General features: G+C 56.6%; 20 protein-coding genes. 11 read left to right on the top strand and 9 right to left on the bottom strand.

Translation table 11 applies throughout. The annotated features are described in order from the left end of the window. Positions 1-39: 39 nt before the first annotated feature. The 5 genes from AC2FNU_RS11825 to AC2FNU_RS11805 all read left to right on the top strand — a co-directional run bounded on the left by AC2FNU_RS11825 (position 40) and on the right by AC2FNU_RS11805 (position 5,638). Complete coding sequence (locus AC2FNU_RS11825; protein WP_496788265.1) at positions 40-954, top strand: Hint domain-containing protein; 915 nt, start codon at positions 40-42, stop codon at positions 952-954. Between the two features lie 39 nt (positions 955-993). Next, positions 994-1,728, top strand: a complete 735-nt coding sequence (gene mtgA / locus AC2FNU_RS11820; protein ID WP_496788262.1) for a monofunctional biosynthetic peptidoglycan transglycosylase — start codon at positions 994-996, stop codon at positions 1,726-1,728. A gap of 58 nt (positions 1,729-1,786) precedes the next feature. Further along, complete coding sequence (gene fzlA / locus AC2FNU_RS11815) at positions 1,787-2,452, top strand: FtsZ-binding protein FzlA (RefSeq protein ID WP_480800691.1); 666 nt, start codon at positions 1,787-1,789, stop codon at positions 2,450-2,452. 72 nt (positions 2,453-2,524) lie between these two features. Continuing rightward, on the top strand, positions 2,525-3,562 hold the full coding sequence (gene queG / locus AC2FNU_RS11810; protein ID WP_496788256.1) for a tRNA epoxyqueuosine(34) reductase QueG: 1,038 nt from the start codon (positions 2,525-2,527) through the stop codon (positions 3,560-3,562). A gap of 72 nt (positions 3,563-3,634) precedes the next feature. Further along, positions 3,635-5,638, top strand: coding sequence for a hydantoinase/oxoprolinase family protein (locus tag AC2FNU_RS11805; RefSeq protein WP_496788253.1), 2,004 nt, complete (start codon positions 3,635-3,637; stop codon positions 5,636-5,638). 39 nt (positions 5,639-5,677) lie between these two features. Here AC2FNU_RS11805 and msrA read toward each other — a convergent pair whose 3' ends face one another. Beyond that, positions 5,678-6,190, bottom strand: a complete 513-nt coding sequence (gene msrA / locus AC2FNU_RS11800) for a peptide-methionine (S)-S-oxide reductase MsrA (RefSeq protein ID WP_496788250.1) — start codon at positions 6,188-6,190, stop codon at positions 5,678-5,680. After that, complete coding sequence (gene msrB / locus AC2FNU_RS11795; protein WP_171184768.1) at positions 6,190-6,636, bottom strand: peptide-methionine (R)-S-oxide reductase MsrB; 447 nt, start codon at positions 6,634-6,636, stop codon at positions 6,190-6,192. Before msrB ends, msrA begins: the two co-directional genes overlap by 1 nt. A gap of 144 nt (positions 6,637-6,780) precedes the next feature. Here msrB and AC2FNU_RS11790 point away from each other — a divergent pair, with 144 nt between their 5' ends. Further along, positions 6,781-7,302, top strand: coding sequence for a glutathione peroxidase (locus AC2FNU_RS11790; RefSeq protein WP_496788244.1), 522 nt, complete (start codon positions 6,781-6,783; stop codon positions 7,300-7,302). On the opposite strand, the gene AC2FNU_RS11785 is transcribed toward AC2FNU_RS11790, so the two are convergent. Next, positions 7,278-8,165, bottom strand: a complete 888-nt coding sequence (locus tag AC2FNU_RS11785; RefSeq protein ID WP_496788240.1) for a DMT family transporter — start codon at positions 8,163-8,165, stop codon at positions 7,278-7,280. The two genes, AC2FNU_RS11790 and AC2FNU_RS11785, sit on opposite strands and share 25 nt — an antisense overlap. A 182-nt stretch (positions 8,166-8,347) precedes the next feature. Here AC2FNU_RS11785 and AC2FNU_RS11780 point away from each other — a divergent pair, with 182 nt between their 5' ends. Both AC2FNU_RS11780 and AC2FNU_RS11775 read left to right on the top strand, forming a co-directional pair. Next, entirely contained in the window at positions 8,348-9,544 is a 1,197-nt protein-coding gene (locus tag AC2FNU_RS11780; protein ID WP_496788295.1) for a BCCT family transporter, read from the top strand. A gap of 116 nt (positions 9,545-9,660) precedes the next feature. Further along, a complete protein-coding gene (locus AC2FNU_RS11775) occupies positions 9,661-9,894 on the top strand; it encodes a hypothetical protein (RefSeq protein WP_496788238.1) in 234 nt (77 codons plus the stop codon). A 72-nt stretch (positions 9,895-9,966) separates the two neighbouring features. On the opposite strand, the gene AC2FNU_RS11770 is transcribed toward AC2FNU_RS11775, so the two are convergent. From AC2FNU_RS11770 to AC2FNU_RS11755, 4 genes are all read right to left on the bottom strand, one after another. Then, on the bottom strand, positions 9,967-10,254 hold the full coding sequence (locus AC2FNU_RS11770; RefSeq protein ID WP_068347305.1) for an HU family DNA-binding protein: 288 nt from the start codon (positions 10,252-10,254) through the stop codon (positions 9,967-9,969). Between the two features lie 130 nt (positions 10,255-10,384). Continuing rightward, on the bottom strand, positions 10,385-11,848 hold the full coding sequence (locus AC2FNU_RS11765; RefSeq protein WP_496788236.1) for an AMP nucleosidase: 1,464 nt from the start codon (positions 11,846-11,848) through the stop codon (positions 10,385-10,387). Next, the gene (ade, locus tag AC2FNU_RS11760; protein ID WP_496788234.1) at positions 11,845-13,647 is read right to left on the bottom strand and encodes an adenine deaminase; all 1,803 of its coding nucleotides are present in this window, start codon (positions 13,645-13,647) and stop codon (positions 11,845-11,847) included. Before ade ends, AC2FNU_RS11765 begins: the two co-directional genes overlap by 4 nt. 164 nt (positions 13,648-13,811) lie before the next feature. Then, on the bottom strand, positions 13,812-14,681 hold the full coding sequence (locus tag AC2FNU_RS11755) for a LysR substrate-binding domain-containing protein (protein WP_496788232.1): 870 nt from the start codon (positions 14,679-14,681) through the stop codon (positions 13,812-13,814). A gap of 114 nt (positions 14,682-14,795) precedes the next feature. On the opposite strand from AC2FNU_RS11755, the gene AC2FNU_RS11750 reads away from it, so the two are divergent. Together AC2FNU_RS11750 and AC2FNU_RS11745 are read left to right on the top strand one after the other, a co-directional pair. Then, positions 14,796-15,551, top strand: coding sequence for a class II aldolase and adducin N-terminal domain-containing protein (locus tag AC2FNU_RS11750; protein WP_496788230.1), 756 nt, complete (start codon positions 14,796-14,798; stop codon positions 15,549-15,551). A gap of 23 nt (positions 15,552-15,574) precedes the next feature. After that, on the top strand, positions 15,575-16,564 hold the full coding sequence (locus AC2FNU_RS11745; RefSeq protein WP_496788228.1) for a sterol desaturase family protein: 990 nt from the start codon (positions 15,575-15,577) through the stop codon (positions 16,562-16,564). 24 nt (positions 16,565-16,588) lie between these two features. On the opposite strand, the gene AC2FNU_RS11740 is transcribed toward AC2FNU_RS11745, so the two are convergent. After that, complete coding sequence (locus tag AC2FNU_RS11740) at positions 16,589-17,221, bottom strand: class I SAM-dependent DNA methyltransferase (protein ID WP_496788226.1); 633 nt, start codon at positions 17,219-17,221, stop codon at positions 16,589-16,591. Positions 17,222-17,309: 88 nt separating this feature from the next. Between AC2FNU_RS11740 and AC2FNU_RS11735 the strand changes: the two genes are divergently transcribed. Then, on the top strand, positions 17,310-18,155 hold the full coding sequence (locus AC2FNU_RS11735; protein ID WP_496788224.1) for an SDR family oxidoreductase: 846 nt from the start codon (positions 17,310-17,312) through the stop codon (positions 18,153-18,155). Positions 18,156-18,159: 4 nt separating this feature from the next. Here AC2FNU_RS11735 and AC2FNU_RS11730 read toward each other — a convergent pair whose 3' ends face one another. Then, on the bottom strand, positions 18,160-19,779 hold the full coding sequence (locus AC2FNU_RS11730; protein WP_496788222.1) for a GMC family oxidoreductase: 1,620 nt from the start codon (positions 19,777-19,779) through the stop codon (positions 18,160-18,162). Positions 19,780-20,281: the final 502 nt, after the last annotated feature.

Raw genomic sequence — 20,281 nt, 5'->3', positions numbered from 1 at the left:
TGCTTCAGAAGTCCCGTGGCGTAAATCAGGGGCAGCAGAGTGCCAACAACATATCGCGACCAGTTCTACACCTTTGATCCGGCGAACCCTCCGCCTGTGGGAACGGCAATTGCTGTCGCCAGTTTCGATTTCACGGATGTTGACGACGACAACGAAATCGATGCGCCCAGTGGTGATACCGTCAATGGGCAGGACGTCACATCGTCATGGCCAGGGGATACGGTCACCATCAATGTGACCGGAGTTGGTAATGTCACCTATGTCGGAACCACGTTCTATCTGGCCGATGGATCTCGGGTTTTCACCCCGACAGACGGTCAGGTTTTGCAGCCGGGGACGCTGGTTTCGACAAGTTTCGTAAACACACAGGGACCGCTGGATGTTGGTACTCTGGGCCCTCCCTGTTTCACGCCGGGCACTTTGATTGCAACCCCTGACGGGGACCGCGCGGTGGAAGACCTGAAAGCGGGTGATCTGGTCACAACACTGGATCACGGCCCTCAACCCTTGATCTGGGTTGGGCGCACGAAGGTCGAAGCCAAAGGCAAGCTGGCTCCAATCCGCTTCGAGGCAGGCGTTTTCGAGCTGGACCGTCCACTTCTTGTTTCGCCGCAGCATAGAATGCTGATTGAGGATTGGCGCGCATCCTACTTGTTTGGACACGCCGAGGCGCTGATCGCGGCCCATGTTCTTGTCAACGGCGATACAGTGACCCGCGTTGAAGGCGGGGAGGTGGAGTATGTCCACCTGCTGTTCAAAAAGCATGAAATCATCATTGCCAACGGGGCAAAAAGTGAAAGCTATTATCCGGGTCATGCTTTGACGGCCTCGGACAGAGAGACCCAAAGCGAAGTGTTGCATCTGTTTCCGGAACTGGCAGGAGCGGACCCGATGTCGCTGGAAACGGCGCGCCCGGTCGTCCACCCGCGAGAGGCGCGCGCCTTGGGAATTTAGGCCGTTTCAAACCCCGGCAACGCGTCGTATAGCTGAGATATGGCGAAGAAAGCAGCCCGCAAATCAGGCGGAAAAAAAAGTAAGGCGACCAAACGGAAATCAACAGCGGGTCAAACGATCCGCCGTTGGGCGACACGTGCTGCATTGGCGATTGTCGGCGTCGTGGTCGCCTTGGTCTTGGTCTATTCGGTTGTAAACCCGCCGGTAACCCACACCATATGGTCCGAGTGGCGGCGGTTGGGTAAAGTTGAACGCGAGTGGGTTCCGATTGAAGAGATTTCACCAATCATGGCGCGATCAGTTGTGGCGGCGGAAGATGCGAATTTCTGCCTGCACTGGGGTTTCGATGTCGAAGCCATACGCGACGCACTGGAAGGCGGCGGCAATCGGGGCGCATCGACCATCACGCAGCAGGTGGTGAAGAACGTGTTTCTCTGGCAAGGGCGCAGCTGGGTGAGAAAGGCGATGGAAACCTCAATCACCCCGGTGGTTGAGATATTCTGGAGCAAACAGCGTATTCTTGAAGTTTATCTGAACGTTGCAGAAACCGGGAATGGTGTGTTTGGCGTCGAAGCTGCGGCACAGCGCTATTTCAACCGAAGTGCTGCGCAATTGACGTCGGTTCAGGCGGCACGGATTGCTGCCATACTGCCATCACCGCGCAATCGTTCGGTCACAGAACCAAGCGTGCGCACGCGTCGGCGCGCGGCTTCGATTCTGGATGGGGCGGCCACCATCCGCGCAGATGGTCGCGCAGATTGTTTCGAGGATTGAAACCAGCCGCTGTCAAAGGCTAAATCAGTCCGGTATTCACTGGTTCGATTGGAAGCCCATGGCGCGTCTATTTCACGTTCCCCTCTCTCCGTATTGCCGCAAGGTCCGTTTGTCTTTGGCGGAGAAGAAGATCGAGGTTGAATTGGTGGAGGAGCGATACTGGGAACAGGATCCGGATTTTTTGCGCCGCAACCCGGCGGGAAAAGTGCCGGTGCTGCGTCTGGATGGGCAAATCATGTCGGAAAGTGCAGCGATCTGCGAATATATTGAAGAAACACGTCCTGAACCGCCCTTGATGCCGAAAAAACCCGAAGCCCGGTTCGAAGTCCGGCGCCTTGTGGGCTGGTTCGACGACAAATTCCACCATGAAGTGACATCGAAACTTTTGTATGAGCGGGTGAACAAAAAGGTGACCGGTCAGGGTTACCCGGACAGCAAGAATGTCAAACAGGGTGCCAAGGCGATCAAGTATCATCTGGACTATATGGCCTGGCTGCTGGATCACCGCCGGTGGTTGGCGGGGGATCAGATGACTTTGGCTGATTTTGCGGCGGCGGCACATTTGTCGGCGCTGGATTATATCTCTGACGTGGACTGGAACCGCAGTCAGGTGGTTAAGGACTGGTACGCGAAGATCAAGTCGCGCCCGGCGTTTCGGTCCATTCTGGCGGATCAGGTGCCAGGGTTTCGGCCGCCCCCTCATTACGCCGATCTGGATTTCTGATAGGATTCGGCAGGGGGCTGTCTGCCCCCATCGCGCCGCGGGCGCGATTCCCCCGAAGGTATTTTTGGCCAGATGAAGAGCGGATCAGACCTTAAGAAAAAGCTGGTGCAACAAGCCCTGGCAGAGGGGTTTGTGGCGTGTCGGGTGTGCCGACCATGGGATGTTCCGCAGGTGCCTGAGCGTCTTGGCGCGTTTTTGGAAGCCGGGTATCACGGACAGATGGGGTGGATGGCCGAGCGAGTGCATTGGCGCGGTGATCCGGCCACCCTTTGGCCCGAGGCGCGGTCTGTGATCATGTTGGCTGAAAGCTACACGCCAGAGCATGACCCGACAGAGGTTCTGAACCATCCGGATTGCGGCGCTATTTCCGTTTATGCACAGAACAAGGACTATCACGATCTGGTCAAGAAACGCCTCAAGCGATTGGCGCGATGGTTGATCGCTGAAGCAGGGGGCGAGGTGAAGGTTTTTGTCGACACCGCGCCGGTTCCGGAAAAGGCCTTGGGGCATGCTGCTGGCCTTGGTTGGCAGGGCAAGCACACCAATCTTGTAAGTCGTGAATGGGGGAACTGGGCCTTCATAGGCTCTGTTTTTTCAACACTTGAGCTGCCGTCGAACGCGCCGGAGGTGGATCACTGTGGTTCGTGTCGCGCCTGTCTGGACAGCTGCCCGACCGATGCATTTCCAGCCCCGTATCAATTGGATGCACGGCGGTGCATTTCGTACCTGACCATTGAGCACAAAGGCCCAGTGGAGCCCGAGTTGCGCAGTAGGTTGGGCAATCGGATCTATGGTTGCGATGACTGTTTGGCGGCCTGTCCCTGGAACAAGTTTGCCGTCGCCGCCAGCGATATGCGCTATGCTGCCCGGGCTGATCTGAAGGCACCGTCGTTGGCAGAGCTGGCGGCGCTGGATGATGCAGCCTTTCGTGCGAAATTCTCGGGTTCGCCCATCAAGCGCATCGGGCGGGACCGGTTCGTCCGGAATGTGCTTTACGCCATTGGAAACTCGGGGCAGCCAAATTTGATGCCGGTTGCACAGGTGTTGACCAGCGATCCGGATGAAACCGTGGCGGATGCGGCGCGTTGGGCGGTGGAACAGCTGTCATAAATGCCGCAAACAGGCTGGACGCGTCGCGCATAACCGCTACACCCATTCGCAGCGAACAGTAAGGAGGACCCGATGACTCTGTCTTTGGGGGTGGATACGGGCGGAACCTATACCGATGCGGTGTTGATCCGGGATGAGAAAGATGTGATCGCATCGGCCAAGTCTTTGACCACGCGTGCGGATTTGGCCGTCGGTGTGGGCAAGGCGATCTCTGCCGTGCTGGAAGACGCGCAGGTCTCGCCGGATCAGATCGCGATGGCCTCCTTGTCTACAACACTGGCCACAAATGCTCTGGTTGAGGGGCAGGGTGGACGTGTGGCGTTGATCTATATCGGGTTCAAGACCAGTGATCTTGTAAAGCATGGCCTGAAGGACGCTCTGAAAGATGACCCCGCCCTTGTGATTGCGGGGGGTCATACACATTCAGGCGGCGAGGCTGCACCACTGGATACTGCCGCCCTGGAGCAGTTTTTAGACACTCACAAAGGGATTTCAGGCTTTGCGATTGCGGCCCAGTTCGCGACGCGTAATCCGGCACATGAGCTGGAGGCGGCGCGGATCGTATCTGAAAAGACCGGTGCGCCGGTGACTTGTTCGCATCATTTGTCGGCCAAGCTGAACGGGCCGAAACGCGCTGTGACGGCTGTTCTGAATGCGCGACTGATCGGAATGATCGACCGCTTGATCGGACGCGCGCAAGATCAATTGCGCGTTCTGGGAATCTCGGCCCCGATGATGGTGGTGCGCGGCGATGGTGCTTTGATGAGCGCCGAACAGGCGCGGGAGCGTCCGATTGAGACGATCCTGAGCGGACCGGCGGCTTCGATTGTCGGGGCGCGTTGGCTGACCGGGGCCGAAAATGCGCTGGTGTCGGATATTGGCGGAACCACAACCGATGTCGCGCTGATCCGGGATGGCAAGCCAGCCATTGATCCGGGCGGCGCGCAGGTTGGTGGGTTTCGGACCATGGTCGAGGCTGTGGCGATGCGCACACATGGTCTGGGTGGGGACAGCCAGGTTCATGTTGTGACCGAAGGGTTGCAGGGCGGCGTGTTTCTGGGGCCCCGGCGTGTTCTGCCCGTGTCTTTGATCGCAGCGGAAGCGCCCGAAGTTGTGCACGCCATTCTGGACGAACAATTGCGGGCGACCACAGTGGGCGAGCACGACACCCGATTTGTGCGACGCGTGCCGGGTGTACATGCGGATGGTGTCGGTGCACGGGAAGAGATGTTGTTGGAACGTCTGGGCGATCAGGTTCTTCCCCTTGGTGCACTGTTGCGGTCGCGAATGGAGAATGGTGCGCTGAACCGCTTGGTCGACCGCGGGATCGTTCAGGTCTCGGGCGTGACGCCTTCGGACGCGAGTCATGTGTTGGGGCGGGTCGATGCATGGGATTCTGAAGCTGCACGCAAGGCTTTGGAACTGGTGGCCCGAAAACGGGTCGGATCCGGGGACATGCTGGCAGATTCGCCGGAAGCGTTGGCGCAGATGATCGTGGATCAATTGACGGAACAGACCAGTTTGACGTTGTTAGAGGCTGCTTTTGACGAAGAGCATGATGGTTTTGGTTTGCCACCACAAGAGTTGGCGCGGCATGTGTTGACGCAGCGCGGGTTGGCGCAACATCGTGGTTTGTTGTCGTTAAATGCCGCATTGAATGTGGATGTGGTGGGTCTTGGCGCGTCGGCCCCCAGTTACTACCCCGCAGTGGGCGAGCGGTTGCATTGTCGCATGATCCTGCCCGAGCATGCAGGTGTAGCGAATGCAATCGGTGCGGTTGTTGGTCGGTTGACCTTGCGGCGGTCCGGCACGGTCACGTCTCCCACTGAAGGGCGATACCGTGTGCATCTTGACGACGGGCCACAGGATTTTTCTGCATCGGATGAAGCGCTTGCGTTGTTGGAACGGGTGCTGAAATTCGAGGCTGAGAGTGCAGTCAGAGAAGCTGGTGCGGAAGATATCCGGGTGATCGTGGATCGCGATATCAAAACGGCGCGGGTCGAGGCCAAGGATGTGTTTGTCGAAGCCATGATTACGGTCGAGGCAAGCGGGCGACCAAGGGTGGCGACAGGCTAGCCCCCCTGAAAGGTTCAGAGGGGCCGGGCAGGTGGTGCTTTATTCTGCTGCGCTGGCGCGTTTGGGCAAGACCCAGTCCGGTCGCGGGAAGTGGCAGGTATAGCCGTTCGGGATACGCTCCAGATAATCCTGATGTTCTGGCTCGGCCTCCCAGAAATCACCGACAGGTTCGACTTCGGTCACGACCTTTCCGGGCCACAGGCCACTGGCGTTCACGTCAGCGATGGTATCGACCGCAACCTGTTTTTGCGCGTCGTCCACATAGTAGATCGCCGAGCGATAGCTCATGCCGCGATCGTTGCCCTGACGGTTAATCGTAGTCGGGTCATGAATCTGGAAGAAGAACTCCAACAGGTCGCGATAGCTGATCTGCGACGGATCAAACCAGATCTCGATCCCTTCGGCGTGGGTGCCGTGGTTGCGATAGGTCGCGTTGGGCACATCGCCGCCGGTGTAACCGACGCGGGTGCGTGAAACGCCCGGCATTTTGCGGATCAGGTCCTGCATGCCCCAAAAGCAGCCTCCGGCCAGTACAGCGCGTTGTTCGGTCATCAGATGTCCTCCACATGAATCAGATATTCGCCATATCCTTCGGCTTCCATCTCATCGCGATGGACGAACCGAAGAGAGGCGGAATTGATGCAATAGCGTAGCCCACCGTGTTCGCGCGGACCATCGGGGAAGACATGCCCCAGATGGCTGTCGCCGTGTTTCGAACGGACCTCGGTCCGGATCATACCATGCGTTGTATCGCGAAACTCTTCCACATGTTCATGGATGATCGGTTTGGTGAAACTGGGCCAGCCACATCCGGATTCGTATTTGTGGGTCGAGGCAAAGAGCGGCTCACCTGATACGATGTCCACATAGATACCCGGTTCTTTGTTGTTCAGGTATTTTCCAGTGCCTGGTCGCTCGGTCCCACTGCGTTGAGTGACGTGAAATTCTTCGGGCGAAAGCGCAGCGATGGCCGTGGGGTCTTTGGTATAGCGGGTCATGGATCCTCCGGCTGGTGTGGTGTTGTGCCATAATTTGGGGACTGCAGGGGGGAAAGCAAAGCGATATTTCAACCGGCTCTCGCAGTCGTGCAAGTGATCTGATGGATGCTGAACCGCGTATCAGATTTAAAGGGAGGACAAGACATGTTCAGATTGCTGCTGTTGACTGCCCTGATCTTACTGGGTCGCGCCGTTCAGGCTGCGCCGGTGACCGGTGAGTTCGCCTCGATCGACGGGGGCACATTGGCCATTGAAGATTGGCGTGGCCAACCCGTGCTGGTGGTCAATACCGCGTCACACTGTGGGTTCACCGGGCAATATGAGGCTCTACAAAAGGTACATGAGACCTATTCCAGCAAAGGATTGGTCGTTCTCGCGGTCCCCTCAGATTCGTTCAATCAGGAACTTGAGTCCGCGGAAGAGGTAAAACAGTTCTGCGAGATGAACTATGGGCTCACGCTGCCGATGACGGATATTACACCGGTCAAGGGGGAAGACGCTCATCCATTTTACAAAGCCGTCGCCGCCCAGACTGGGTTCACGCCCAAATGGAACTTTAACAAGATCCTGATTGACCCAGCAGGTGAAGTGGTTGCGACCTATGGGTCAAACGTCAAACCCGACTCACGTAAGCTGTTGACTCAGGTCGAAGCCTTGCTGCCCTGAGCGGGTTGGCGCGAGAGTTGAACCGCAAGAATACCAAGCGTTGTAACGGCAACGCCAACGGCGTCCATTGTGTCCAGTTTCTCACCCAGCAGGATTGCTGCGATTGTGACCCCGAAAACAGGGTTCAGGAAGTGAAATGTCGCCGCCCGCACGGCACCGATGCGGTCCAACAGCAGGAACCAGATCAGTGTCGCCAGCAACCCGGGGAACAAAGTGGTATAAGTGAACGCCAACGCCAGTGGCAGTGTTGGGCGAATATAGATGGTTTCAAAGACAGGTGCCGCGACAAACAAGGCCGCTGAGCCAACCAGCATTTGAAGCCCCACCACCATCATAAAGTTCCCGCCGGAGGTCGCTCCGCGAACGGCTAACGTGGCAAAGGTCAAAGCCAGTGCGCCGATGCCGCAGAGCATAACGCCGAACATGTCCACGCCGGCGTCTATTCGGCTGCTCATGATCAAGGCTACCCCGGCGAAACCAGCGAACAGCCCAAGAATGCCAAGCGGGCGTAACTTGTCGCCAAAGATTAGCCAACCGGCCAAAGCCACCACCAGGGGCATTGTCGACGCGATAATCGCGGCAACCGAAGCCTCAACAGTTTGCATCGCGTAGAAATTCAGACCCAAATAAAGGGCATTTTGGCAAATTCCGAACAGGATCGTGGCACGCCATTGGTTTCGGGTCAGGTTCCAGCTCTGGCCCATTGCCCTTGCAATCATGACGCCCAGGACGCCAGAGATCAGAAACCTCAAGGCCAGCGAAAACAAAGGAGAGGCGTCCGCCACGATGATCCGCGCCGACGTAAAAGCAGACGACCAGATCAGGGCAAATGTAAGCCCCATGGCAATGGCGCGCAGATCCATGGAGACCCCCTGTTATGTTGGGCGGACTGTTCCCGATTTTCCAACTTGCCGCAAGCTGCCTGCGCCAAAAAAGACACGCAGGTAACATGCGGTGTGATTTGTGCATGTTTTTATTGATTGATCAGCCAATAAACTATAACGGCGTGATGATCTGACCAAACAAGGGAGGTTTGTCAGTGCTTCTGGAGTACATTCTATCTTTCGGCGTCCTGCTGGCATTGGGCCTGGTCGCTTTCTTCGTCGTGAAATGGTGGAACCTGCGCTGTGTTGGCGTAACGCCAGTTCATCTGTTCACGTTCATTGCGATCCTGTTCACATCCGGTCTGGATGTTGGCCTGATCATGTTCCCGCTGACCGAATTTGGCGGGTATGCCGAAGATCCAGCCTATGCATTCGCCAATCCGCTGGCGATCGAGTTTGGGTTCTGGGGCTTCCTGATCTGGGCGTTCTACTTCCTGACAGCTTTTTACTTCTGCGTGATCGAACCGCGTGTGAAGTTCTTTGAGATCCCGTTGGTCAAGCTGATCAACAACGTGGTCATCATTGGCACCTGTGCCTTCACCGCCAGCCTGTTCCTGATCTATCTGCCCGGCTATCTGCCCGAGGTCGGAGACGGCGAGTCCGTCGTAACCACCTTCTATATCATCGTCTTCGTGGTCATCCTGGCAGCGGCCTATTCCTCGACCGATCTGAAATACGTGCGTATTCTGTCGGTAGGTTCGACCTTCCTGTTCCTGGCACTGATCCTGGGCATGTGGGCCGCAGCAGGCATGGGGGTAACTGGCTTTGTGGAAACCGGCAGCAATGTTGGGGCCTATTTTGCCAACCTGCACAAGTTTGTCCTGCCGCTGACCGACTATCACGCCTTCTACCTGTTCTGGTGGTTTGCATGGTCGATCATGATCGGTCAGTTTACCTCGCGTTTTGTGGGTGGTCTGACGACGTGGCAATTGCTGGCGGCACTGTTGATCTTTCCGTCCATCCCGCTTGGGATCTGGTTTACGGTTCTGTACTATTACCACCTCAACGGCATCAGCACCGCTGGCATCACCAACATCGCGATGGTGATCGTTGGCGTGACCTTTGTGATCAACTCGCTCGACTCGCTGATCCGTCTCTACACGGACAACCTGAACATGACGGTTGAGCGGTTCGGCAAGGCCCCTTATGTGGCGGGCAACGTTGTGCTGTTGTTTGTGTTGACCCTTTTGTTCCAGAGCCAATGGTTGCAAATCCAGTGGATCGGAGCTGTGGTTGTTGGTCTGTATCTGGCCTGCGTCGTCTATATCCTGATCGCCAAGCGCAAAGAGGTGTTGAGCATCGATGCGATGCCCGAAGACCGTGATCTGGATTTCCACAAGGTTGAGACGGTTCACTAATCGTCGATCACATCACTGATACGAGGGGCACCCAAAACGGTGCCCCTTTTTCGTCGCATCTTGGCGATCATCGGGTTTGCCCTATATTTCACCGGGAACGACGAAAGGTTCGCAGAGTGCTGGAAGAAAAACGCAAAGATCTGGATTCAGAGAAGCAGAAGAAAATTCTGATGCGTCTTGTGGATGCGCTTAGCCAACTTGATCCCGATCTGTATTACCGACCGACCAGCGACATTGCCTTGCATCTGGAAAAATACATTCGCGGTGATGCGAAGCTGACGTCAGACGAACGATCGCTGATGGAGCGGCTAAGCCGCCGCGATCTTGAGGTGTTGCTCAGTCTGCACTGAGGCCAAAGAAACTGAGGCCAAAGAAAAAGGGCCCCCAAATGGCGGCCCTTGATCATGTCGAAAAGACGGAACTTAGCCGTTCACACTGTCCTTCAGCGCTTTTGCGATGGTCATTTTCACAACCTTGTCGGCTTCTTTGGTGAAGGTCTCACCAGTGGCCGGGTTGCGAACCTGACGCTCGGGGCGCTCGCGGCAGTAGATTTTGCCAACGCCGGGCAGGGTGACTGCGCCACCGGCAGAAACTTCGCGGGTGATCAGGCCGGTGATGGCCTCCAGCGCCGCATTCGCGGATTTCTTGTCGGTTCCCATTTCCTCAGCGAGAGCAGCAACCAGCTGAGTCTTAGTCATAGGCTTTGCCATTTCTTGGTCTCCTTAACGTGCCCGATCTATAGGGCCTCACCGCGTAACTGTAACGGGATATTGTGGGCGAACACAACGAATAGTAGCGCTGAAACCCCTAAAAATATGGGGAAAACGTTGCTTTTTTGCGTCAGAGGAAGGCTGTTTCGTCAAAGGAACGCAATTTCCGGCTGTGTAACCGCTCCAGCGGCATGCCGCGCAAGTGCTCCATCGCCTTGATACCGATGGCCAGATGACGGCTGACCTGAGTGGTATAGAAGGACGATGCCATACCCGGCAGCTTCAATTCGCCATGCAGCGGTTTGTCTGAAACGCACAGCAAAGTGCCGTAGGGTACGCGGAAGCGATAGCCGTTTGCAGCGATGGTGGCGCTTTCCATATCCAGCGCAATTGCACGCGATTGGCTGAGGCGCTGGACAGGACCGGTTTGATCACGCAATTCCCAGTTGCGATTATCGACCGAGGCCACAGTACCTGTCCGCATGATCCGTTTCAGCTCATACCCTTCCAACTCTGTCACTTCAGCGACGGCGCGTTCCAGCGCCACCTGAACCTCGGCCAGCGGAGGAATCGGCACCCAGACCGGCAGGTCGTCGTCCAGAACCTTGTCGTCACGCAGATAGGCATGGGCCAGTACAAAGTCGCCCAAGGCTTGCGTGTTGCGCAACCCGGCGCAATGGCCAACCATCAACCAGGCATGTGGGCGCAGAACGGCGATGTGGTCTGTTGCGGTTTTTGCATTTGATGGACCAACGCCGATGTTCACCAAGGTTATTCCAGACCCGTCTTCACGCTTTAGGTGATAGGTCGGCATCTGCGGCAGTTTCAGGGGTTGTTCAATGGCCGCTTCGGGATCCGTGATTTCGGCATTTCCGGTTGAGACAAAGCTGGTATAGCCGCTGGCGGGGTCTGCCAATTGCTCGCGGGCGTAGTTTTCGAATTCCGAGACATAGAACTGATAGTTCGTGAACAGCACATGGTTCTGGAAATGACTCGCATCCGTTGCGGTGTAATGCGCCAGACGGGCCAGCGAATAATCCACGCGTTGGGCGGTAAACAGCGACAAGGGCCCAACAGCGTCTTCATGATCATGCACACCGTTGACGATATCGTCGTTGGTTGTGCTTAGATCCGGTACGTCAAACACATCGCGCAGGGTGAAGGCGGCGGCGCCCTGATGCGGCACAACCAGATCAGAGTTGTTCGCCACTGCGAAATGCACCGGGATTGGTGTGTCCGAGGCTGCAATTGTCACCGGCTGGCCGTGATTCTTGATCAGCAAGGCAATCTGTTGGGTCAGGTAAGACCGGAACAGATCGGGCCGTGTCACGGTGGTGGCATGGACGCCGGGTTCAGAGACATGCCCAAAGCTCAGGCGGCTGTCGACTTGTGCATAGGTAGAAGTTCGAATGCGAATTTCCGGGTAATAGGCTCTGTATCGTGCCGATGGTGCGCCTTCCTGCATCGCCTTTGAAAAGCTGTCGCACAGGAACTCGGTGGCTTGTGTGTACAGCTCTTCCAGACGGGCAACGGCGGCTGCCGGATCGGTGAATTGCTCTGGCGTTTGTGATTCAGGGGTCAGAAGTGTCGTCATGCCAAAGGTTCCAGAAGGTCGATTTTTTCAAAGGTGCGTACGTCTACCAGCCCGAGGTCCGATATCCTGAGTTCGGGAATCACGACCAGCGCCAGTAGAGAGTGCTGCATATACGCGTTGTTCAGTTGACAGCCGCAATCCTGCATGGCTTGCACCATCTTGTCGGCTTTTGCGGCGACGTCGGCGGCGGGGCTGTCGGACATCAGGCCCGCAATGGGCAATTCCACCAAAGCCAGTTCCTGTCCGTCCCGGAACAGGGTGATGCCACCGCCGACTTCGGCCAGACGGTTGGCGGCCAAGGCCATCTGTTCCCGGTCCGTACCAACGACGATCATGTGGTGACTGTCATGCGCAACGGTCGAGGCCATCGCCATCTTGCCCTGATAGCCAAATCCCGAGACAAATGCATTGGTTACACCACCTGTCGCGCGGTGCCGTTCGACCAGAGCGATTTGGCAAACTTCACCTTCGCCCTCGACCAGCCCACAAATGATCGGCAGTTCAGCTTTCAACGCTTTGGTCGGGGCCTGGTTTTCCACCACACCGATAACATTAGCCTGCACCCGGTTCGCCCCATCTGGTGCCTTGATCTCAAAATCAGTCGCGCTCAGATCGTGCCCTAAATGTACGGTGTTGCGTGCCTTTTCGGGCCAGTTCAAATGCGGGCAATCCACCGCGATTTCACCGTTTTCCGCAACCACTTTCCCACGGGCGATCACTGTCTCGATCGGCAGGCTCGTCAGGTCCGAGCTGAGAAGGATGTCTGCCCTGCGCCCCGGTGTCACGGACCCGATCTCACGTTCCAGCCCAAAATGTGTGGCCGTGTTGATCGTCGCCATTTGCAAAGCGATCAAAGGGTCACATCCACAAGCAATGGCGTGGCGCACGACACGGTTCATGTGCCCGTCATTCACCAATGTGCCAGAGTGGCAGTCATCGGTACACAGAATGAAGTTACGCGGGTCCAGCCCTTTCTCGGTCACGGCGGTGATCTGGCTTTCGACATCATACCAGGCCGAGCCCAAACGCATCATCGACCGCATTCCCTGCCGCACCCGGGCAATGGCGTCGGCTTCGCAGGTGCCTTCGTGATCATCCGCTGGTCCACCGGCCACATAGGCGGCAAAATCAGATCCTAAATAGGGCGAAGCGTAATGTCCGCCCACGGTTTTACCCGCCCGTTGCGTGGCTGCAATCTCGGCCAGCATCTTAGGGTCGCCATGGATTACACCCGGGAAATTCATCATTTCACCCAGCCCGATGATACCGGGCCAGCTCATGGCTTCCGTCACATCTTCGGGCGTGATTTCATAACCGGTCGTTTCCAGCCCCGGTGCAGATGGCGCGCAGGACGGCATCTGGGTGAAGATATTGACGGGCTGCATCATCGCTTCGTCATGCATCATGCGCACGCCGTCCAGACCAAGCACATTGGCGATCTCATGCGGATCGGTGAACATGCTGGTCGTGCCGTGCGGGATAACCGCACGAGCGAATTCGGCTGGGGTGAGCATACCGGATTCGATGTGCATATGCGCGTCGCACAGGCCGGGCAGAATATAGCGGCCACGCGCGTCGATGATCTGTGTTTCCGGGCCAATGCAATGCGAGGCGTCAGACCCGACAAAAGCAACCCGCCCGGCTGCAATTGCAACCGAATAATCCGGCAACAGTTCGCGTGTATGTACGTTTACCCAGATTCCACCCTGAATTACGGTGTCGGCGGCGTCCCGTCCGGCGGCAACTGCGATCAATTTGGGGGCGACATCGGGCCAGCTTGGGAAAGGTGTGTATTCCATGGCTCAACTTTCACGAATGCGCCAGCGGGTGCAACCCCGGTTCTGTGCTGTCACAATCAGATTGTAAATTCCTGTTTGCCCTGCATTCGCTTGCAGTGCGCTCCTGCCGACTGACCATTGGAAAGATGCGCACTGTCCTTGGGCAAGGGCGAAAACTTGCCGGGCTACGTGGCCGATCCAATCTCGCGCCGAACCCAATTCGCAAAGGCCACGGCTCCGGGTGTGTCCTCGGCCTGTGGGGACAACAGCAGATAATATGCCTCGGGCATGGGCGCGCGATGTTCGAAAGGCGCGACAAGCTGCCCGTGTTCGATCAGGTGTTGTGCAATGGCGTCATGTGCCAGACACAGGCCCCCACCTGCCATAGCTGCAGAAAGACAGACCAGATAGGTTGTTGCATAGGTAATCGACGGATTTTCCCATGTTAGACCCTGTTCTTCCGCCCAGCTTGACCAATTGGACAGCAGGTTGGAGCAATCGAACAATGGCTTTTCCTGAAGATCGTCCAGGCTCACTTGGTACCCCGGGGCACAGACCGGGTAATAGTGTTCAGTGCGCAGTATCTCGGTCCGGGTGGTGTCCGATGGCCGCAACGAGAAGCGAATCTCAACCGCTGCGCCTTCGGCCATTTCTCGCGGTTCCCAGAGTTCGGTGAAGATGTTTAGCTGCACATCAGGATGCTCGGCCCGAAACATCGGCAGGCGCGGGGCCAGCCAATTGACGGCAAAGCTGATATTGCACTGCACCTGAACAGCGTTTGGCTGCGCACCTGTGACAGCCTGTGTGCCGCGCATAAGCGTCCGAAAGGCTTCCCGGACCACAGGCAAATAGGTGATTCCGGCCTCGGTCAGTTCTAACGCCTTGGGGCGGCGCAGGAATAAAGGCTGCCCCAGATGGCCTTCCAGCGATTTGATCTGCTGACTGACGGCGCTTTGCGTCATGTTCAGATCCCGCGCTGCGCCGGTGAATGACAGATGCCGTGCTGCGGCCTCAAACGTGCGCAGCCAGCCCAGCGGAGGCAGCTTGTTCTGCATCGACATAACCTCGGCATAAGTTCAGCTAATGGGATAGCTTTGTTTTTTTCGTTGGTCAAATGCGCAAGTCAAATGCAGGCTTTATCCAAGGTCAGCCGCAACAGGAGCCAACGCATGAGTGTCACCAACCTTCGAACCAATATCGACCACTGGTCCGAGCGTGTTGATATGGCTGCCGCGTTCCGCTGGACCGCGCGTTTGAACATGCACGAGGCTGTTGCCAACCATTTCAGCCTTGCTGTGAACGAGGACGGCACGCAGTTCCTGATGAACCCCAATCAGGCGCATTTCTCACGCATCCGCGCGTCGGACTTGCTGCTGTTGGATGCCAATGATCCGGACGTGATGTCCCAACCCGGCGCGCCGGATCCCACCGCTTGGGGATTGCATGGGTCTATCCATCGTCATTGCCCGCACGCGCGTTGTGTTATGCATGTGCATTCGATCTTTGCGACTGTTCTGGCTTCGTTGGCCGACAGCACCTTGCCGCCGATCGATCAGAACACAGCAACGTTCTACAATCGCTACGTGATTGACCAAGAGTTCGGCGGTCTGGCTTTTGAAAGCGAAGGCCAACGCTGTGCCGGGATGCTGTCGGACCCGAAGAAGAAGGTCATGATCATGGGCAATCACGGCGTTCTGATCATCGGCAGCGATCCTGCGGATACGTTCAACCGGCTGTATTACTTTGAACGCGCGGCCGAGACATATATCCGCGCGTTGCAAACGGGCCTGCCTTTGCGCGTGTTGTCGGATGAGATTGCCGAGAAAACCGCACAAGAGCTGGACGACTACCCCGACCAGGCCGAAGCCCACCTGCGCGAGATCAAGGCGATTCTCGATGCAGAGGAATCGGACTACGCAACCTGACTGCACATCCCAAAGAGAGCATCATGACCGATATCGCCCCGGATCCCGAAACCGCCCGCTGGCACTATCACCCCGAAGGTCCTGTGGGTCTGAACCCGCTGTTCAGCTGGCCACCGCGCCCCGCAGCCGTGTTGAAATGGTACAGTGGCGCGTGGTTGCAGATTACGTCCCTGACCTTGTGCATGGTTCTGGCGGTAATTGCCTATGTCTTCTTTTTCCCTGCATTAGAGACAATGCAGAGCTTTGCGCCCGGCTGGATGTTTCGGATCTGGCTGTTGAACATGGTGCCGCAAATCCTGGTGGCTGGGGGACTGCATTGGTGGCTTTACATGCGCAAAGGGCAGGGCATGTATAAAAAGTTCGACCGCCGGGATCTTACGCGGAACAACGGAACGTTTACCTTCCGCAATCAGGTTTGGGACAATATCTGGTGGACGCTGGGCAGCGCTATGACAGTGGCCACCGTTTATCAGTGGATCATTTACTGGGCGATGGCCAACGGCTGGGCGCCGACGATCACCTGGGCTGAAGCTCCGATTTGGTTTGTGGTCTGGATGATGTTCATTCCGATGTGGTCCGGCTTGCACTTTTACTGGGTGCACCGGCTAGAGCATCACCCAAAGCTCTACAAACACGTCCACGCCGTGCATCACCGCAATGTCAATATCGGGCCCTGGTCTGGGATTTCGAACCACTGGTATGAAAACCTGCTTTATTTCACCACCTACTTCATCCACCTGATTGTGCCGTCTCATCCGCTGCATCTGCTGTTTCACAGTTCATTCCAGCAGATCAGTCCGGTTCTGTCCCATTCAGGGTTCGAAAAATTGAAAGCTGGCGAGACCGAGGCCGCGCGGGCTGGGGATTTCTTCCACCAGCTTCACCACAGGTATTTCGAGTGCAACTACGGCACATCCGAAATCCCGTTCGACAAGTGGTTCGGCACCTACCACGATGGCTCGGCTGAGGCGACAGCGCGTACGCGCGCGTACAAAAAGCAGATGTACACCTGATGGTTTCGGTCTGATTACCTTGGTTTAAACCCGCTCAAACAAAGCAATGAACGCCGTGTCGTCTTTGTTGGGACCAGCAGCAAGATCGCCATAAATACGAACTTCGGGCAGGGTCAGATTTCGAATCTGACCCTGTTCCAATTGACGCAGTTTTTCTGCGAAACCCAATTTTTCGAAATGACGGGCATTGATCGAAAGAGCGAACTGCGCACCAGGCCGTGCGACACGCAAAAGCGCGGGAAAGACCTCGGGGCCGAGATGGCCGTGGGTGAAGGTCCCGGATGAGACGATGCCGGAATAGCTTTCACGCGGTACCGGAATGCCCTGGGTCAAGTCTGCTTCGATCGCGTCGCGGTAGATATCCTTGCGCATGGCCTGATCCAGCATTTCCGCGCTGATATCGGTCGCATCAATAGGCCCAACGCCGAGCCCGGACAACACTGCGCCGCACAGACCTGTGCCTGCGCCAACATCCAGAACCGGGCCCTGACCGCCCGCACCCACAAATGCCCGCGCCGTATGGGTTTGAAGCTGGTAGTCTTCGCGCGCGGCGAAGCCATCATCATAATCCCCGGCCCATTCCGCATAGAGACGTTTGTGTTCAGTAGGAGAGTTCAGCGCGTAGGCCGAATGCAAATCGGGTTTCTTGTCGCTCATACCCAACAGAAAGCCGCATCCAAAGATTCGATTCAAGTGCGTCCATGCAGCGCTTGCATCCCGGTGCTCTGAGGCTCATCAAAGGGGCATGACTCAGACGCTTTTCTCATTTGGCCATGGTTATTCCGCCCAGGCCTTGTCCCAACGCATTGCACCTAAAGGCTGGCGCATTACCGGCACCACGCGAGACAGCGGAGGTATGGAGTCAATCCGGGCCTCAGGTGCAGAGCCGTTGATCTGGCCGGGACAGGAACCGAACCTTGATGGGGTGACTCATCTGCTGATTTCGACTGCCCCGAGTGAAGAAGGTGATCCGGTTTTGGCGGCGCTGGGTGAGGAAATCGCCCGCCGCGCGGCTCAATTCACGTGGGTTGGGTATTTGTCGACAACTGCCGTTTATGGCGATCATCAAGGCGGATGGGTTGACGAAGACACACCTCCGGCTCCGACCGCCAAACGCGGCAAATGGCGCATGTTGGCCGAGCAGCAATGGTCATCTATTCCCGGCCTGCCGGTACATATCTTCCGGCTGGCTGGCATCTATGGCCCGGGCCGAGGTCCCTTTTCCAAGCTTAAACGCGGTGGGTTGCGACGTATCATCAAGCCGGGACAAGTGTTTTCGCGCATTCATGTGGATGACATCGCGCAAATCCTCGAAGCCTCGATGACCAAGCCCAATCCGGGTCGCGTCTACAATGTATGTGACGACGAACCCGTCCCGCCCCAGGACGTCATCGGTTACGCTGCTGAGCTACAAGGTCTTCCCCTTCCGCCGACGGTTTCCTTTGAAGAGGCCGATCTGTCGCCAATGGCGCGCAGCTTCTATAATGAAAACAAGCGTGTGCGGAACAGTCGGATCAAGGACGAGCTTGGCGTGACTTTGATCTATCCCAATTACAGGGTCGGGTTAGACGCCTTGATGAAAGGCCAGTAGCATCTCAACCCGCTGCTGCCTTGATCATGTCCGCTGCTTTTTCCGCAATCATAATGGTTGGCGCGTTTGTATTGCCAGACACCAGTGTTGGCATGATCGACGCATCGACGACGCGCAGCCCTTCGATTCCATGTACCCTCAGTTCGGGATCCACTACAGCCATCGAGTCGCGCCCCATTTTGCAGGTGCCGACCGGATGATAAATTGTGTCCGCGCGGTCGCGGATGTGCTTTTCCCAATCCGCGTCGGTTTGGGCGCTGTCTGTTCCGAACATCTCTTTGTGTCGGTATTTCGCCAAAGCAGGCGCTTCGAGGATGTCCCTTGTCATACGCGCGCCCTTGATCATTGTTTCAAGATCCCTGTCGTCTGACAAAAAGGCCGGGTCGATGTTGGGTACGTCCATCGGGTCAGCACTGCGCAGCCCGACTGTTCCGCGGCTGTCCGGGCGCAACTTGCAGATATGGCAACCATAACCGTATCCGTAATGCAGTTTGCGTGCGTGATCATCGACTATTGCAATTGTGAAATGCAGCTGAATATCCGGCCGCTCCAGATCCGGACTGGTTTTCAGAAAGGCCGCGCCTTCGGCAAACGGGGTGGCGGCCATGGATACACCTGTCTTGCACCACCTGCGAATATGCCCAAGCAGTCGGGCGGCCCCAACAGGACCAATGCCGAATGTGTTTGTGTCTTTGCTGCGGTACGTGAGAATGAAATCCAGATGGTCTTGCAGGTTTTGCCCTACGCCTGGCAACTCATGACGTATTGGGATTCCGTGCTGTTTCAGATCAGCTACAGCACCAATGCCGGATAGCTGTAACAATTGTGGCGACTTCAAAGCACCGGCACACAGCAAAACTTCGCGCGTGGCTGTCACTGTGATGTCTGCGCCTTTGCCTTTTACCTGATAGGTCACACCGCTGGCGCGTCTTCCTTCAAACGCCAGCTCTTTGACATGGGCATGTGTGATGACAGTCAGGTTGGGGCGGTTCAGCGCTGGAAACAGATACGCCGCTGCTGCAGAACACCGCTCACCATTCTTTGCCGGATCGTGGAATTGAGTGACCTGATATAACCCGACGCCTTCATTATCACCGCGATTGAAATCGTTTGTGCTGTGGTGTTGCAATTGCTCAGCGGCTTCAACAAAGGCGCGGGTGACGGGGCGTGGTTCTTTTTGGTGCGAGACATGCAGAGGTCCGCTATCGCCATGCATGTCATCTGCGCCTTGCTCGTTATTCTCAGCGCGCTTGAAATAGGGCAGCACGCTGGTCCAATCCCACCCATCGCACCCTAGGTCCGCCCATCCATCATAGTCCTGTCGTTGCCCCCGGATATAGAGCATCGCATTGATCGCGCTTGAACCGCCCAGAGCCTTACCACGTGGTTGATAGCCCTTGCGTCCATTCAAACCCGGTTGCGGAACGGTCTCGAAGGCCCAGTTGTTAATTCGAGGTCGCCCCGGCAAAGCCGCAACAACAGCGGATGGCACCCGGACAACCATGCCATCGCCGCGACCTCCGGCCTCAAGCACACACACGCGTTTGGTGGGATCTTCGCTGAGGCGATGTGCCAGTACAGATCCCGCCGAACCGCCGCCGACGATGACATAGTCGAATTGCAATACTGTGCTCCCAACTTCTTTCAGCAGTGGCCGCTGGGTCTTTGGCGTCCTGATCTAGCGGTTTTGGGAACACTGCGGGATTTTAGTAAAAAAACAATTATAACGCCAAGTCAGTTACCAAGGCCTTTAAGTTGTCACTCCAATGTACGGCCTCCGCAAAGAGGCGGCCCGCAATGGCTTTTGGGGTACCGATGATCTTCTGCGCATCGCGATTCCGCCTCTGAAGTCCGTTTCACCTAGTTTCTCAGGTTTCCCGAGCGCTCAAAGCGCATCTGCGAGATTGATTTGTTAACGTAATATGTTGTTTTCATTAACGAACTGAAGAAAACGATGAGAAATGTGAAGTTTTTTCAAATTGGGGGTTGCAGGTCCCAGACCTAATCCGTAAATACCCCTTCACCGGCGCTGGTGAGGCGCTTGGGACGCGGCGGAAGCGGCGGTGACGCTCAGGAGAGACTGGGGGCATCTTGGGAATGAGTTAGGCGGGCGCGCTGAGGTTATT

Source organism: Ruegeria sp. BHSB064 (genome assembly GCF_059613205.1).
This window is presented reverse-complemented; position numbering and strand designations above follow the sequence as displayed.

Excerpts from the sequence above, each read along its gene's own strand:
- mtgA (WP_496788262.1), top strand. The coding sequence starts at position 994 with ATGGCGAAGAAAGCAGCCCGCAAATCAGGCGGAAAAAAAAGTAAGGCG.
- fzlA (WP_480800691.1), top strand. The coding sequence starts at position 1,787 with ATGGCGCGTCTATTTCACGTTCCCCTCTCTCCGTATTGCCGCAAGGTC.
- queG (WP_496788256.1), top strand. The coding sequence starts at position 2,525 with ATGAAGAGCGGATCAGACCTTAAGAAAAAGCTGGTGCAACAAGCCCTG.
- AC2FNU_RS11805 (WP_496788253.1), top strand. The coding sequence starts at position 3,635 with ATGACTCTGTCTTTGGGGGTGGATACGGGCGGAACCTATACCGATGCG.
- msrA (WP_496788250.1), bottom strand. The coding sequence starts at position 6,190 with ATGACCGAACAACGCGCTGTACTGGCCGGAGGCTGCTTTTGGGGCATG.
- msrB (WP_171184768.1), bottom strand. The coding sequence starts at position 6,636 with ATGACCCGCTATACCAAAGACCCCACGGCCATCGCTGCGCTTTCGCCC.
- AC2FNU_RS11790 (WP_496788244.1), top strand. The coding sequence starts at position 6,781 with ATGTTCAGATTGCTGCTGTTGACTGCCCTGATCTTACTGGGTCGCGCC.
- AC2FNU_RS11785 (WP_496788240.1), bottom strand. The coding sequence starts at position 8,165 with ATGGATCTGCGCGCCATTGCCATGGGGCTTACATTTGCCCTGATCTGG.
- AC2FNU_RS11770 (WP_068347305.1), bottom strand. The coding sequence starts at position 10,254 with ATGGCAAAGCCTATGACTAAGACTCAGCTGGTTGCTGCTCTCGCTGAG.
- AC2FNU_RS11765 (WP_496788236.1), bottom strand. The coding sequence starts at position 11,848 with ATGACGACACTTCTGACCCCTGAATCACAAACGCCAGAGCAATTCACC.
- ade (WP_496788234.1), bottom strand. The coding sequence starts at position 13,647 with ATGGAATACACACCTTTCCCAAGCTGGCCCGATGTCGCCCCCAAATTG.
- AC2FNU_RS11755 (WP_496788232.1), bottom strand. The coding sequence starts at position 14,681 with ATGCAGAACAAGCTGCCTCCGCTGGGCTGGCTGCGCACGTTTGAGGCC.
- AC2FNU_RS11750 (WP_496788230.1), top strand. The coding sequence starts at position 14,796 with ATGAGTGTCACCAACCTTCGAACCAATATCGACCACTGGTCCGAGCGT.
- AC2FNU_RS11745 (WP_496788228.1), top strand. The coding sequence starts at position 15,575 with ATGACCGATATCGCCCCGGATCCCGAAACCGCCCGCTGGCACTATCAC.
- AC2FNU_RS11740 (WP_496788226.1), bottom strand. The coding sequence starts at position 17,221 with ATGAGCGACAAGAAACCCGATTTGCATTCGGCCTACGCGCTGAACTCT.
- AC2FNU_RS11735 (WP_496788224.1), top strand. The coding sequence starts at position 17,310 with ATGACTCAGACGCTTTTCTCATTTGGCCATGGTTATTCCGCCCAGGCC.